At 38.8% G+C, this 14,701-nt stretch carries 17 protein-coding genes and 1 pseudogene; 12 read left to right on the forward strand and 6 right to left on the reverse strand.

All coding sequences use genetic code 11. The features are described 5' to 3' along the window. Positions 1-21: 21 nt before the first annotated feature. Together M4I42_RS10540 and M4I42_RS10545 are read left to right on the forward strand one after the other, a co-directional pair. On the forward strand, positions 22-1,329 hold the full coding sequence (locus M4I42_RS10540; RefSeq protein WP_268852148.1) for a carbohydrate ABC transporter permease: 1,308 nt from the start codon (positions 22-24) through the stop codon (positions 1,327-1,329). 15 nt (positions 1,330-1,344) lie between these two features. Further along, positions 1,345-2,172: a carbohydrate ABC transporter permease gene (locus M4I42_RS10545; RefSeq protein ID WP_268852132.1), complete on the forward strand. Its 828-nt coding sequence runs from the start codon at positions 1,345-1,347 to the stop codon at positions 2,170-2,172. Between the two features lie 71 nt (positions 2,173-2,243). Here the strand turns inward: M4I42_RS10545 and yhfH are convergent, their stop codons facing one another. Continuing rightward, a complete protein-coding gene (gene yhfH, locus M4I42_RS10550) occupies positions 2,244-2,381 on the reverse strand; it encodes a protein YhfH (RefSeq protein WP_328284610.1) in 138 nt (45 codons plus the stop codon). Between the two features lie 150 nt (positions 2,382-2,531). Here yhfH and M4I42_RS10555 point away from each other — a divergent pair, with 150 nt between their 5' ends. Continuing rightward, positions 2,532-3,263: an MBL fold metallo-hydrolase gene (locus M4I42_RS10555; protein ID WP_268852133.1), complete on the forward strand. Its 732-nt coding sequence runs from the start codon at positions 2,532-2,534 to the stop codon at positions 3,261-3,263. Between the two features lie 178 nt (positions 3,264-3,441). Here the strand turns inward: M4I42_RS10555 and M4I42_RS10560 are convergent, their stop codons facing one another. Then, entirely contained in the window at positions 3,442-4,089 is a 648-nt protein-coding gene (locus tag M4I42_RS10560) for a response regulator transcription factor (protein WP_268852134.1), read from the reverse strand. A gap of 13 nt (positions 4,090-4,102) precedes the next feature. Then, positions 4,103-5,974 carry a sensor histidine kinase gene (locus M4I42_RS10565; protein WP_268852135.1) on the reverse strand — a complete coding sequence of 624 codons (1,872 nt, stop codon included), beginning with the start codon at positions 5,972-5,974 and terminating at the stop codon, positions 4,103-4,105. Positions 5,975-6,614: 640 nt separating this feature from the next. On the opposite strand from M4I42_RS10565, the gene M4I42_RS10570 reads away from it, so the two are divergent. The 9 genes and pseudogenes from M4I42_RS10570 (at position 6,615) to M4I42_RS10610 (ending at position 11,673) form a co-directional block, all read left to right on the forward strand. Next, positions 6,615-6,863, forward strand: a complete 249-nt coding sequence (locus M4I42_RS10570) for a hypothetical protein (protein WP_268852136.1) — start codon at positions 6,615-6,617, stop codon at positions 6,861-6,863. Between the two features lie 24 nt (positions 6,864-6,887). Continuing rightward, positions 6,888-7,133: a hypothetical protein gene (locus M4I42_RS10575; protein WP_268852137.1), complete on the forward strand. Its 246-nt coding sequence runs from the start codon at positions 6,888-6,890 to the stop codon at positions 7,131-7,133. Positions 7,134-7,197: 64 nt separating this feature from the next. Beyond that, positions 7,198-7,434 (forward strand): hypothetical protein, encoded by a 237-nt coding sequence (locus tag M4I42_RS10580; RefSeq protein WP_268852138.1) that lies wholly within the window; start codon positions 7,198-7,200, stop codon positions 7,432-7,434. A gap of 459 nt (positions 7,435-7,893) precedes the next feature. Then, positions 7,894-8,175 (forward strand): class IIb bacteriocin, lactobin A/cerein 7B family, encoded by a 282-nt coding sequence (locus tag M4I42_RS10585; RefSeq protein WP_268852139.1) that lies wholly within the window; start codon positions 7,894-7,896, stop codon positions 8,173-8,175. 343 nt (positions 8,176-8,518) lie between these two features. Continuing rightward, positions 8,519-9,010 carry a hypothetical protein gene (locus M4I42_RS10590; RefSeq protein WP_268852140.1) on the forward strand — a complete coding sequence of 164 codons (492 nt, stop codon included), beginning with the start codon at positions 8,519-8,521 and terminating at the stop codon, positions 9,008-9,010. Positions 9,011-9,050: 40 nt separating this feature from the next. Further along, a pseudogene (locus M4I42_RS10595) lies at positions 9,051-9,334 on the forward strand (cysteine peptidase family C39 domain-containing protein); the annotation flags it as partial. A gap of 294 nt (positions 9,335-9,628) precedes the next feature. After that, a complete protein-coding gene (locus tag M4I42_RS10600; protein WP_268852141.1) occupies positions 9,629-10,102 on the forward strand; it encodes a hypothetical protein in 474 nt (157 codons plus the stop codon). A 335-nt stretch (positions 10,103-10,437) separates the two neighbouring features. After that, positions 10,438-10,674, forward strand: coding sequence for a hypothetical protein (locus M4I42_RS10605; RefSeq protein ID WP_268852142.1), 237 nt, complete (start codon positions 10,438-10,440; stop codon positions 10,672-10,674). Between the two features lie 651 nt (positions 10,675-11,325). After that, positions 11,326-11,673: a hypothetical protein gene (locus M4I42_RS10610; protein WP_268852143.1), complete on the forward strand. Its 348-nt coding sequence runs from the start codon at positions 11,326-11,328 to the stop codon at positions 11,671-11,673. Between the two features lie 140 nt (positions 11,674-11,813). Here the strand turns inward: M4I42_RS10610 and M4I42_RS10615 are convergent, their stop codons facing one another. The 3 genes from M4I42_RS10615 to M4I42_RS10625 form a co-directional block, all read right to left on the reverse strand. Next, positions 11,814-12,995 carry an IS701 family transposase gene (locus M4I42_RS10615; protein ID WP_268852144.1) on the reverse strand — a complete coding sequence of 394 codons (1,182 nt, stop codon included), beginning with the start codon at positions 12,993-12,995 and terminating at the stop codon, positions 11,814-11,816. A 94-nt stretch (positions 12,996-13,089) separates the two neighbouring features. Then, positions 13,090-13,557, reverse strand: a complete 468-nt coding sequence (locus M4I42_RS10620) for a hypothetical protein (protein ID WP_268852145.1) — start codon at positions 13,555-13,557, stop codon at positions 13,090-13,092. 2 nt (positions 13,558-13,559) lie between these two features. Beyond that, positions 13,560-14,459 carry an alpha/beta fold hydrolase gene (locus M4I42_RS10625; RefSeq protein ID WP_268852146.1) on the reverse strand — a complete coding sequence of 300 codons (900 nt, stop codon included), beginning with the start codon at positions 14,457-14,459 and terminating at the stop codon, positions 13,560-13,562. Between the last annotated feature and the right edge of the window lie 242 nt (positions 14,460-14,701).

Consider the following 14,701-nt stretch of genomic DNA (forward strand, 5'->3'; position numbering starts at 1 on the left):
CCTGTGAAAAAAGAAGCATCGATGAGGAACGAAAAGCGGACGGAGCGTATATTGGGCTATTCGCTTGTAGCACCAGCGATGTTGCTCATTTTAGCAGTAGCGATTTGGCCAGTCATTCAGTCGTTTTATTACAGCTTGTTTGATTATCGGTTGAACGATCCGACAAAATCATCCATTCATTTAAACTATAGTCTTGATTTAGAAGGGTATTTACAAAACTATCCGTTTCTAAAGAGTGCGCTCAAACGGGAAATGGCGACTGCTGATGAAAACGCCAAAGAAAAGTTGTCCGACGTCGAACAAAAACTGCAAAAAATGGATAAAACGATTCGTGCGAACGAAGAAGTAGCGAATCGGTACGACCAAGTCGATGAAGCATTAAATAACTTTGAATCACCGAGTGATGATATCAAAATTGTGGAACTCGATAAACAAGCGGCCAATCAATTTACCGATGCGGTACATGATGTCGTCAAAACACTTGAACAGATGAGGGACGCAGGAGAATTGAAACAGCCGGATAAAGTGGTCGGGCTTGCTCAAGGGTTAAAAGATGTGATCATTGAACCAAACTTTGTCGGATTGAAACACTACAAAGACAGTTTGAGCGATATGCGTCTATGGAAAGCATTATGGAATACAACCGTCTTTACGGTCATTTCGGTTGCCGCTGAACTTGTATTGGGATTGGCTATTGCCCTTTTAATTAATAAAGCGTTTTTCGGCCGCGGGCTTGTGCGGGCGACGATTTTGATTCCGTGGGCGATTCCGACAGCTGTGTCGGCATTGATGTGGAAATTTTTATATGACGGTCAAAACGGGATTGTTGCGAAGTATTTTGAAGATATCGGTCTTGTAAATCGAATGGGAGATTTGTTGACGACAGATATTGGTGCGATGTTTGCGGTTATTTTCGCTGACGTATGGAAAACGACTCCTTATATGGCATTATTGTTGCTTGCGGGCTTACAAACGATTCCAAGTTCTTTATATGAAGCGGCTTCGATTGACGGCGCGACGAAATGGCAGCAATTCACGAAAATTACGTTGCCGTTACTAAAATCAAGCATTTTAGTAGCGCTATTATTCCGCACGCTCGATGCGTTCCGCGTTTTTGACTTAATTTATGTATTAACGGGTGGAGGTCCGGCCAACTCGACAGAAACGATTTCGATTTTAGCGTATAAAGTCATGTTCTCGCAAACGAATTTTGGAGGCGGCTCAGCGTTAGCAGTCATCGTGTTCATTTGCGTCGCGATTATCTCCATTATTTATATTAAATTGTTAGGGGCGGACTTACTCTCGGATGGTGCGAGCGCGAAAAAATAGAGAAGAGGTGAGATGATGCAGAAAAAGGCAGGACCGTTATTTTATGTGTTTTTAGCTGCGTTTGTGTTTTTTGTCATGTTTCCGTTCCTATGGATTTTGCTTAGTTCTGTCAAACCGTTGAGCGAGTTGTTTGGCGACAAAGCGTTTAACTGGTTTACAAGCCATCCGACGCTCAAATCGTACGTTTCCGTATTTGTGAACTATCCATTTTTGCGCTATTTATGGAACAGTACTGTAGTGGCGACGATTACGACTGTTTATACAGTGTTTGTCGCGGCTTTTGCGGCATATGCGATCGCACGGCTCGAGTTTAAAGGGAAAGCGATCATTCTTGGTATTGTGTTAGCGGTATCGATGTTTCCACAAATTGCGACGATTTCGCCGATTTATATGTTTGTGAAAAAATTCGGGTTAACGAACAGTTATTTAGGGTTAATTATTCCGTATACGACGTTTGCGTTGCCGTTATCGATTTGGCTATTAGTAACATTTTTCCGCAAAATTCCGTTTGATTTAGAAGAAGCGGCGAAAATGGACGGTGCCACTCCGATGCAAACGTACTTTAAAGTCATTTTGCCGCTGGCCGTGCTAGGTGTGTTTACGACATCGATTCTCGTCTTTATCGCAGCGTGGAACGAATTTTTATTCTCGTTAACGATTAATACAGCGGAAAAATATAAAACAGTCCCTGTTGGTATTGCGATGTTCCAAGGGCAGTATACGATTCCGTGGGGTGAAATTTCCGCGGCAACCGTCATTGTGACGATTCCGCTTGTCATTATGGTGCTATTGTTCCAACGTCGGATTGTATCTGGTTTAACGTCTGGTTCGGTGAAAGAATAAGGGAAATGTGGAATCGATTTCAATATTCACACACAAAAAAAAGGATGCTCACCAAAAGCGAGCATCCTTTTTTAATGGTGGAACGTTACACCTAAACAGTCGTTGCATTTGTTCCCGTAGCATTCGTGTTGTTCTTCCATTTCTTTTCCGCATTCTGCACATTTTTTGCGTGGTAGGTTTTTGAAAAACTCGGAAATTTTCATTAACATTTCGATCGCCTCCATTGATTTGTTGGTTATATTGTATTATAACAGATTACATAAAGTCAATATCTGTTTTAAAACAAAATTCCACAATGATGCAAAATGTTGGGGAATTTTGTATGATAAAAGAAAAAAACGTGGTAGAGGTGGATAGTAATGAAAGTGACGGTATTAGGGTATTGGGGTGGATTTCCAGCTGTCGATGAGGCAACGTCTGGTTATTTATTCGAGCACGAAGGATTTCGGTTATTAGTGGATTGCGGCAGCGGTGTGCTTGCGAAATTGCAACGGTATATAGCGATTGAAGAGCTAGATGCCGTGATTGTGTCGCATTATCATCACGACCATGTCGCAGATATTGGACCGTTGCAATATGCACGGCTCATTAAGACGAATCTTGGTGCCGCTTTCCCTGAGCTTCCGATTTACGGGCATTCGTTCGACCGAGATGGGTTTACAAGACTTGCGCATAAAGGAATTACGAAAGCCATCGCGTATGATCCAGAAACAACGCTTGAAGTCGGACCGTTTACTATTCAGTTTATGAAAACGGTGCATCCGGCGATTTGTTATGCGATGCGGATTGCCGCAGGAGGAAAGACGGTCGTCTACACGGCGGACTCGAGCTACATTCCGGAGTTTGTGCCGTTTTCTCGACACGCTGATTTGCTCATTTGCGAGTGTAATTTTTACGCGGGGCAAAACGCAGCGCAAGCAGGGCATATGACAAGTGAAGAAGCAGCGACCATTGCACGCGATGCAAACGTCGGCGAGCTTTGGCTTACGCACTTGCCGCACTTTGGCGAACATGGGCAACTGGTCAGCGAAGCAAGCGCTGTGTTTTCTGGAACGGTGCAACTAGCGAAAACAGGATTAGTGTGGGAATGAAACAATTGATCTGTATTGTCTTGAAGCGAAGTTGTTGCGCATCGAGGCACATAAAGATGAAACCCTACGATTCGAAGGATTTTCGATTAATTTAGCAAATGTTTTTAGAGAAGATATAGGGGAGAATAGTAAAAGTGAGTGAAATTATTTTGGAGTTGCGCTGGGCGACTCGGGAGGGCTATTTATTTTCAAACAGCCCTATATCTTTTGCTTTGCTCGCAGCGGACTTGCTGTTTTTCGCACTTAGCTTTTTTAAAATCCGACTTACGTGGTTTTTCACAGTTTGCACAGATATCACGAAATGATTAGCGATTTCTTGTTGGGTATATCCTTGATCGATCAATTTTAAAATAGCAATTTCTGTTTTCGTAAGAGGACATGTCATTTGTTCTCTTTTTTTTAACCTACAAAACTCTGTTCTTATTTTATGTGCAATCGTTGGACGGATGGGAGAGCGATTTTCGTATGCGGCTCGAATAGCATCTATGATTTCATGAAATTCTGATTTTACGACATAGTCCATTGCTCCTGCCATGTAAGCGCGGAAAATTATTGTATCTTCATCTGAAGAAGTAAGCATAATGATTTTTATCTCTTTTTTCATTTCCAATAGTTGAGCAGTTAATTCGATGCCGTCACAATCATCTTGTAAAAATATATCCATTAGCACAACATCGACGTCTTTTTTATTTATCGTTTTCAATGCTTCTTCACTGCAAGTTGCAATACCGATCATTTCAATATCTTGATAGCGATTCAATTCTTCAGAAATGATTTGAATCCAATCTTTATCATCTTCGATAAGTAATACACGAATAGTACGCATCTTTGTCCCCCATTTACTTTAGAAAAGAGTACTTTGGAAATTTCAGTGAAAATGTTGTTCCACATTTTGCACTCTCTACTTCGATAAACCCGCCATGCTGCTGAACGACATAGCAACAGTACGCTAGTCCAATTCCATAGTTTTGACTTTTGTTTCGTTTCGTCGTGAAAAACGGTTCAAAAATATGTGGCAATGTTTGTTTGTCTATGCCTGTTCCTGTATCAGAAATTTGTATCATATAATAGCGAAAGTTTTCTTGAAAGTTGATTTTAATTGTCCCGCCATTTGGCATTGCTTCAATTGCGTTAACGATCATATTTGTAAATACTTCTTTTAATTGTTGTTTGTCGCAGTAAAGGACGATAGGTCGGTCATAATTTTTTTGTATTTGAATTTGTTGGAGCATTGGGTGAAGCGATAAAATGCTCTCTTCCATAATTTCTGCGATATTTTCACGTTTTTTCTCGGATGAACGAATGGTGATCTTCGACTGAAAATCGGAAAGTGTAAGTTGCAAACGTTCAATGGTACTCTTCATATTTTGTATATTTGTAAGCATGTCATCATCATTTCGTTCATTGGCGTATTGTTCAATAGTGTGACAAAATAATTGAAGTTTATTTATATCATTTTTTAATTTATGGTTGAGCATCGCTGTTCCAGTAAATATCGATTGCATCGATTGCTTCCAATATAGACGATGCACGTTCAAGCGAATATGTAATAACCCATATTTAAATAAGGCAACAATAAAAAAAATAAAAGACATGATGATGATATTTGTGTTATAGCGCCAACTATCATGATTACCGAATGCACGTAAAATATAGTTTGTTGTTACGGCAAATAAAATCGGAGGAATAAAAACGAGATTTGTAAAGAAACGATTTCGTTTTAAGATAGGATGTGTTTCTTTCATGTAAGCAAATAAAAGGAGACACACTCCAAACAAGATATAAGGAACGACCCACCATAATGCGATGTGGTAAGGGACGATATATATTGGATATATCGGATATTTTATTGCCATAAATAAAATCGGTATAAAAAGAATGTATGCTAATCGCTTTTGATAGATCGGTGAAATGAGTCCAGAATATGTGATGGAAAACATAAGAAACGCGTAAGGTGTTACATAATGGCAAATGAATGATAATAAATCTATGATGAGTTTTACAACGGTAGAGGAAGCGGAGTACGGTAGCATATTTTCTTCGATGACAACAGATAATCCGCCGGTGCCACCGACGAAAGCGACAGAGCTTGCCCATTTCGAAGCAGAATTTTTACGGTCTATAAGTAAAACAATTGCTCCACCAATCCATAACAGCACGAATAATAGAAGCAAAATTATACACTCCTCGATGGTAATGAATGTATAAAGGTAACACATCTTTAGCGATTTTTTGTGGTGGAAAATAATTACTGAATGTCCGCAGTGATAAGAAAGAAAATTTGGGATGTCCCATGCTTGTTGTAATGCTAAGACATCTTCAAAATGGACGTATTGGTTATATCGTCCGGCAATGAATAAAATACGATTTCGATCGATCTTCGGTTTTTGGGAAATTGGTTCAAGCATTTTCCAATATTCTTTCAGCATATCATAAGTAACCCCATTGTTTTGCAAGTCTTGCTTAATGTATTTCCCGATCGGTGTATGCCACACAGCATAGGATAAACTATTGGCGTACATAATAGAAATAACCGCATCAGCATATTCCTCCGCGGTAGCGACTAGATTTGTAATCAGTCCCCCTAAACTTACTCCGACTAAGATGACTTTTTCACCTTTTTTCTGTTTAATCCATCGAATAAGTGCGCGAATTTCCGTGACAGCTTGCCTGACGGAAAAAACGGAACGCTCTATATTTGCGCTAATCATATATTCCCCGCTATATGTGGAATAAGCTCTGTCAAAATGGAAAGGAAGAATCATTTGCCACATGTGAAATCCCGATTTGTTGAAAGGTTTTAGGAATAATCGGTTGATTTTCTCCCATTGATCCATTCTCCAACCATGGACAACAACAACATGAACAGGAGAATGCGAAGAGTGGAAATAAACATTTCCTTGAACCCGATCGTTTATCTCATCTCCAGATTTCATCGGACTTTGAAATGAAAAACGGTGAATTTCATAATTCATTTGTTTATGTATATGTTCAAAGTGGACATCAGGTATTTCCGGCGTCGGATAAACGATATCCCAACTTACATCATCAAAAAGCGGCCGGTCATAAGGTGTAAATTGAGATTTTCTGCTTTTTTGGCGATGCAATAAATATAAACCAACCCAATCTAACGAGCATGCCATCCACTTGCGAATATTCCCACTTCCTTTGGATAGAAAGGTAAAAAATGACGGTTTCATAATAGCACGACTTACAAGAAAGTTCAATATATTTTTTAAAAATTTACTTTAATAACTTTTATTTCACATAGAGGGGGAAGGTACTAAAAAAATTAGTACTTTACAGTTTAATACGGACGAAGTGATAATTTTTAAAGGGGAGGTGAGGAACGTGAACAATGAATTGCAATTAAACAATTATTTCTCGGAATTGGACGCTAGTGATATGCTAGGTCTTGACGGAGGTATTGATGCGTCTAAGATTGCAGCTGGAGTTGGATATACAATTGCAACAATTGGAGCGGTTGCTGTTGCTTGGTACGCTCCATCCCCACCTGCTAAATATGCAGGTGCTATGTCAGCAATCGGTTTTGCTTATAGCGCTGCAAAAAGCTTTTATGATGGTTTTACAACCAAATAGTATTGGTATTTGGAGGGAGTTATAATGGAATTAACTGCTTTTTCTGGATTAGAAGCTATAAGTGATACGGATATACTACAAATTGACGGTGGAATAAAAGTGAATTGGTGGCAACTAGCTGAGGGAGTTACGACATTGGCCGCCGCTTCTGGTTTCTATGTAACAGCAGCATTTTTAACACCAACAGTAGCTGGGGCTGCGGCATCTGCAGCTGTTGGAATGGGACTACAAGTGGCAGCGTATTCAACAATTGCGGGTGCTTTCAAATAGTGCATACAAAAGCGGGAAGTTCAACTATCACATTCCCGCTTTCGAATGATTTCGGAGGTTAATAGTGGTGACAAATCATATGACGAATAAAAAATGGTTTCTATATTTTTTGTTATCAGGAGTACCGCTTTCAATATATGGTTTATTAGTCATATTAAAAATCTTGATGAATCATAGAGACTTAAACAATTTAATGGAAGCTGTTTCAGGGGGATTGTTTCTTATTGCTGGGTTTACAGCTTTGTTTTTTGCAAGACATTATTATAGCAAACATAAAAAAGAGAATAATGGGGTAGAGTGATATTTTTGTATAAGCTTTATGATGAAACAAACAATAAAACCTTTAAAAAGAAGAATAGGCATAGGTATTGTGTATGGCTTGATCTCATTTTTTTATTCTCTTTTGAGAGAAAATGAGATAAGTATAGATGCAATTGTTTTAACGGTGTGTATGTTCATTTTATATTTGCATTTTAGGGCAAGAGATCTTGACGAAAAAGAATGAATGAACATTTGAAAGACGTTACATATTTTGTGAATGGGATTGTTTTGAGCATTTTGCATTTTAAATAGCAAGGTGTCTTTCAATTTTCTTTTTTATGCTTGCTCAGCATTATTGTTGTTTTATACACATGATTACAAAGGTACTAAAAAAGTTAGTACTTTACAGTCTTTTTGCACAAAAAATAGAATGATAATTGAAAATATATTTTATTTTCAAATCTTTATACAAGGTCATGTTGGAAGGAGAGATGGTTGAATGCAAATGGTGTCAAACTTTCATTTGGAAGAGGCGTCTCTTAGTCGAGCGGGTTTCGGTGAACTTCAACAAGAAGAACTGGAGTATATTCGTGGTGGTGTTGCCCCGCTTATAATCTATGCTGTACGTATAGGGGGAGGGGCGATTATCGGAGCAACTGGTGGCGCGATTGGTAGTTATATCGCAACGGGGCATGTGAGTGGTCGAGCAGTTGTAGCTGGCGCAGTAACAGGTGCACTTGGTGGTGCTTGGGGAGCATGGCTAAAAGTTGCAGGTTTATAGAATTAACTTTCCACATACAATTAAAATGAGCCCTTTCTACTGTTTTTATGACTTAGGAGAGTGCAGGGGTGAGAAAATGCGTAATCTTATTAGTGAGAGTGTTACTGTGACTTTTCCGATTATTGGAGTAATGGCAATATTATACTGGCCAAGCTCGTTTCGTAATTTTTTAGCTGTTGTGATTAGTGGGATGGTTTGTTTTCTTCTGTACGGTTTGTATATTTGGATAATGGACAAATTTTTAGAGATATAAAATCTCAGGCACACCGCTCACTATATTTCGGTGGGCGGTTAATTCGTCATTATGGCTGCGATGAGTCATTTCATACGAGGAGGAGTCTGTGTGATGATAAACCAAACAGATACCAAGATTGAAAAGGAAAAGAGTATACGCTTTGAAAACTTAATATCTTTAAGAAAAAAAATGGAGAGTAATCAAGTGAATCGGGAGATTATTAAGATCGCTGAATTTCTTGATAGTAATGGCATAAACAAAAATGGTCCAATGATAACAGCAACTTTTGGAGAAGAAATAGTGGATGGTAAGCATATTGTTGATATGGAAATTCTCGTTCCCATTGATGGAAAAGTAAGTCTCCCGAAACCATATGTTTTTAAAGAATTATTTCATTTAGTTCATGCAGTATATGCACGTAACGTTGGTGATATCGAAAATCTTGAGAAAATTTATTATGATTTACAAAAATATATCGAAGATAACTCATTGCAACGTATTACGGCTGTTTATCTAGTGCATGTTAACGACGAGTACGTGATGCATGGAGAAATTCCTATAATAGATGTATATATGGGGGTAAATCCATCCATATTATGAGATGATGAGGAGTTTATAGATCCTTCGAGATGTAGTCACTATGTTTTCTTTTTTCAATAAATACTACTGCACAAGCAACACGATATAAAAGACTGCGGTCCGGCTTGTTTGGCTACGATATGCAAACAGTACGGCTTATCGAAAATAAGAGAAGTTGCTGGTACGGATAAGCAAGGAACGAATTTATACGGTTTGATTAAAGCGGCGGAGCAACTTGGGTTTACAGCAAAAGGGGTTCGAGGAAACCAAGAAAGTCTTTTTCAACCTTTTCCGTTACCAGCGATTGCTCATGTCATTGTGAATCAAAGTTTATTGCATAATGTGCGGAACTTCTGGCGGGAGATGCAGCAAATATAAACCAACCCCATCTAACGAGCATGCCAACCACTTACGAATACTCCCACTTCCTTTGGATAGAAAGGTAAAAAATGACGGTTTCATAATAGCACGACTTATAAAAAAGTTCAATATATTTTTAAAAAATTTAACTTAAATAACTTTTATTTCATATACAGGAGGAGGGTACTAAAAAAATTAGTACTTTACAGTTTTATGTATTCTATTTATTGTGTATGTAGAACCAATGCAATGTTTCTATATTTGAAAGAGGGAAGGTATATGCTCGAGATATTAACGAACCAAGAAATTATATTCGGTAATGTTGTTTCTTACAGAGGGAAAATTAAGCAATCTCAGTTTAATGGCGTGCTTACTAGAATGATAAAGGTACTAGAGGGAATGAATGTAAATAAGGAAGGACCTCTAATAACTACAACATTTAATGTTGAATCAGTGGGAGATGAAAGTGTATTCGACATGGAGATATTGATTCCAATCGATAAGAAGATAGAATTACCAAAAGGATATGTCTTCAAGGAAGTTTTTCATCTTGTTAATGCCATTAGTACAAGATATATTGGTGATCCTGTTGGATTACAAAACGTATATAATCAATTGATTGGATTCATCAGTCGAAATAAATTGCAACCCATTACAACAGCTTATAATGTATATATAAACGATACAAGCTTTTTTAACGGGGAGCTACCTGTTATTTATGTGTATATCGGTATTAATCCTTCTAAAATATGAATTGTTTATATAAGTTGCGATATCGTTCTGTTTCTGTACTCATGTTAATATAGGTCGGTACGTAACAGGATTAGCGGACAATTGGATGTAAGATAAAACTTCAGTTTGTATATGAATAGAGATTGATTTTTCTGACATATGTAAACCGTTTTCTCAATCAACTTAAACTAATATATCAAGTGTGTTCTGAAAAATTGCATTTTTATGATATCGATTTGGAGAATTGACTTTACTCTGTTTAAAATTCCTGATACGCTCCGTTTCGAGTTATCAAAACAGAGCGAGGGGAATTTTACATAATAATAATCTTTATATAGGAAAGGATGAGGGAGAGTATGTTACAAAATGTGTCAATTGGATTCAATGAGCTAACTTTCGAGGAAATGGTTCTGGTGGATGGTGGGGTTAAAGTTAAATGGGGACAGGTATTAGAAGGAGTTGCATATTTTGGAGCAACCATGCTTGCAATTTCTAGTGCTCCTGTAACAGTTCCTGTTGGTGTAATCGCGTTAGCTGGCTTATCAGGAACTGCCTTTGCAGGATATACGGCGGGAAAGGCGATTAAATGGTAAGAACGGTGATTAAATTTAGATAATAATGTGAAGTGCACTGGTTCTTAAACTAGTGCACTTTATTACCATTTCTTACTTCTGTTTTGTAAATGAACATTGTTTATTTTCGGCGAAAAACTAAATATATGGGTTACCCCTAGTGCTAGATAAATTTGAGCCAACGCCAAAAAAGTCCTTGCTTGGATCACCTGCAGAATGAAAGTGCGACCTACTATGCCAAAGGAGAATCACCCACGCAAGAGCGCTTTCCTGTTCCGGCAGACCGTGTCAAGTTCCAAAAGCTATAGGTTGCCGTTTGAACACTAGCGTTCAACTAGCATCACGAGTATAGATTGTAATTTTGTTTTCCTGCCAGTTGATCAATCACCATAATCTTGTTTCGAGATGAAAAAACGAAACATTTAAAATGGTTCATCACTACAACATATACTTGACAGACGGTACACTGAACAAGTGTATGCAAAAAATCATTTGTTTACTGTTTTTTCATTGGAAGCATAAGTAAGGTATGTTATGAAAAAATCAAGTACAACTTTCGGTGACGAGCCTTTAAAATACCTAATTGCAACTTATTTCTTGTATAGGTGATGTTATCCAAGAGGAGTATTGGAAGTGCGGCGATCCGTATAAGTATAGAAGGGGGAGTTATGGTTGAGAGGGAATACGCATATGTGGGTTGCGACCATTATTTTCATTAATCTCTTTTTAGGTGCTTTCGTTATTGTTCTAAGGATCTGGGATCCATTGGCGTTTGCGAATTATTTTATGTTTTGTTTAATCGCTTATTTTTATTATGTGAGTAAAAAAAAGATTTATATCCCTTTTTTTGTTTTTGAATTGTTTCTGTTCTCGTTGCTGTGTATCGATGGGCTGCTTCCAGAAGGAATCGTTGATGAATCGAATGAAGTGCAAAATACATTTATGATCGTAATAGGATTGATAGTTTTTGGATTTTTGACATTTGAAACAGTAAAGATCATAAAGAGAGACGGTATATGATTTTATAAATGTTCAAAAACAAATAGTTCTTCTTTTATTTTCTAACCTTTTGAGGTGTAGCCACAATGTTTTTATTTTCTGTAGTTGAGCAATTCTTGTAACAATAATTACCATATAAAAAGAAACAAACAGAGTACCCCTTATGCCACGTGGAGCTGTTTTTTCACGGCATCAATGGGAATATTTTGTTTTGCTGCACGGTAAATGAACTCCACGAGGCTATGTCCTTTTCTCTTGCGCAGGAGATCGAGCCCATCCGAAACATCACTGTTCGACTCGAACATGCTGTACACATACGCAAGTTGCACTAGGATCCAATACCGTTTCACCGCCCGAACTTGACGAACACGGTACCCATTGAGCTTTAGCTGGTCTTTCGACTGACGGAAAAAACATTCGATCGACCAACGCTCGGCATAGTAGCGCAAGATGTCTTCGTCGCTTAGCTCCCGATCGGTGCTCAACACGCAATGAAGATGTTTCGGTGTCATCGGCTGATCGGCTTTCCAAGCGAGGAACACCACGGCATCATCGAGACCTTTGAGAGAGCCTTCATAGCGATACACCCGATAACGCTCTTCTCCCACCGTGACGAGGTGAGTGTCTTTCGGTTCGATGTATTCGGCGAACTCTTTCGCTTGGATAGCGATACCCTTAGGGTAGAGAATGCGATTCGTCTTGAGCATCGCGATGACGTGGAATCCCTTTTTCAGACAAGCTTCCACGAGCGTTTGGGATGGATACCAAGAGTCCATGAGCACATAAACGGGGCGACTCACATCCAAAGAAGAAAGCATCTCGATCGCAAGTTCCCCTTTGCTTTTCCCTGCCGTCTTGTCGTAGAGGCGAAAGGCAAAAGGAAACGCTTGGGTCATCGTATGAACCATGAGCCAAACGAGAGAATGTCCCCAGACCGACTTTTTCTCTGCGTGAGAATAATGCCAATCACACCCTTGAATGGCGTGTGTGGCCCGTGACGAAGGCTTCGTTTTTTGGCAAATCGTATCATCGATCGAAACAAAAATGGGTTGATTCTCTCGTTTCGAGCTGCGTTCGACACGACGAAGGATCCACTGCTGGAGTTTGCGAAGCAATGTTTCTTCCTCCCACGGACTTTTCGTGAAAAAATGGCTCAGTGTCGTGCGATGGTTCGGATGAAAACTCCCATGATGTAGATCGGTCAGCGTTCCCGAAAATCCCTTTGTCATCATCGCATCCACGAGATGAACGAGATGCTTCATGACAGGTTTCGAGAAATAAAGTGCCAACCCTAACGTTATGAAAAACTTGTCGATTCCTTGATGATGTGCTAATCTATTCATGAGACATGAACCTCCTTGTGGATAGTTGTGGCACATCTATTCTAACCAAGGAATCGGGTTCATGTCTTCTTTTTTGTTTGGATGTAAATTTATGTTAGCGAATTTGCTCAACTAGCGCCACGGGTTCTTTTATATAAGAAAATACAAGAGAAAACACCCCAAACATAATATACGGAGCGACCCACCATAATGCGATATGATAAGGAACAACATAAGTCGGATATATTGGATAATTGATGACCATAAACAAAATCGGCACGGAAAGGATATATGCGAATCGCTTTTGACGATTCGGTGGAATAAGTCCAGAATACGCAATCGAAAACATAAGAAACGCGTAAGGTGTTACATAATGGCAAATGAATGACAATAAGTCAATGATGAACTTTATAACAGTAGGAGACGTTGTATACGGTAATATATTTTCTTCGATGACGACAGATAGCCCACCAGAACCGCCGACGAAAGCGACAGCGCTTGCCCATTTCGAAGCTGAATGTTTATAGTCTGTAAGTAAAACAATCGCTCCGCCAAGCCATAATAGTACGAATAATACAAGCAAAATTATACACTCCTCGATAATAATGAGTGGATAAAGGTTAACACATCCTTAGCAATTTTTTTGCGGTGAAAAATAATGCCAGCATGCCCGCAGTGATAAGGAAGGAAATTTGGGATGTCCCATGCTTGTTGTAATGCTAGGGCATCTTCAAAATGGACGTATTGGTCATATCGTCCGGCAATGAATAAAATACGATTTCGATCCATTTTCGGTTTTCGGGAGATTGGTTCAAGTATTTTCCAATGTTCTTTCAGCATATCATAAGTAATTCCATTGTTTTGCAAGTCCTGCTTAATGTATTTCCCAATCGGTGTATGCCACACGGCATAAGATAAGCTATTGGCATACATAATAGAAATAACCGCATCAGCATATTCCTCCGCGGTAGCGACTAGATTTGCCATTAGCCCTCCTAAACTTACCCCGACCAAGATGACGTTTCCGCCTTTGTTCTGTTTAATCCAGCGAATAAGTGCGCGAATTTCCGTGACAGCTTGCCTAACCGAAAAAATAGAGCGCTCTATATTTGCGCTAATCATATATTCCCCGCTATATGTGGAATAAGCTCTGTCAAAATGGAAAGGAAGCATCATTTGCCACATGTGAAATCCTGATTTGTCAAAGGGATTTAAGAATAATCGATTGATTTTTTCCCATTGCTCCATCCTCCACCCGTGGACAACCACAATGTGAACAGGAGAGCGGGAAGAGTGGAAATAAACATTCCCTTGAACTCGATCATTTATCTCGTCTCCAGATTCCATTGGACTTTGAAATGAAAAGCGGTAAATTTCATAATTCATCTGCTTATGTATATGCCCAAAGTGGACATCTGGTATTTCCGGCATCGGATACACGATATCCCAACTTACATCATCAAAAAGCGGTTGGTCATAAGGCATAAACTGAGACTGCCTGCTTTTTTGACGGTGCAATAAATATAAGCCAACCCAATCTAACGAGCATGCGATCCACTTATGAATACGATCACTTCCTTTGGATGCAAAGGTAAAATATGACGGATTCATCATAGCATGACATATTGATTTCAATATGTTTTTTGAAAATTTTACTTTTATTTCACATAAAGGTTCAAGGTACTAAAAAAATTAGTACTTTACAGTTTTGTTGTAGGCGAAATACA

The sequence above is a fragment of the Anoxybacillus sp. J5B_2022 genome (genome assembly GCF_026847645.1).
Taxonomy (GTDB): domain Bacteria; phylum Bacillota; class Bacilli; order Bacillales; family Anoxybacillaceae; genus Anoxybacteroides.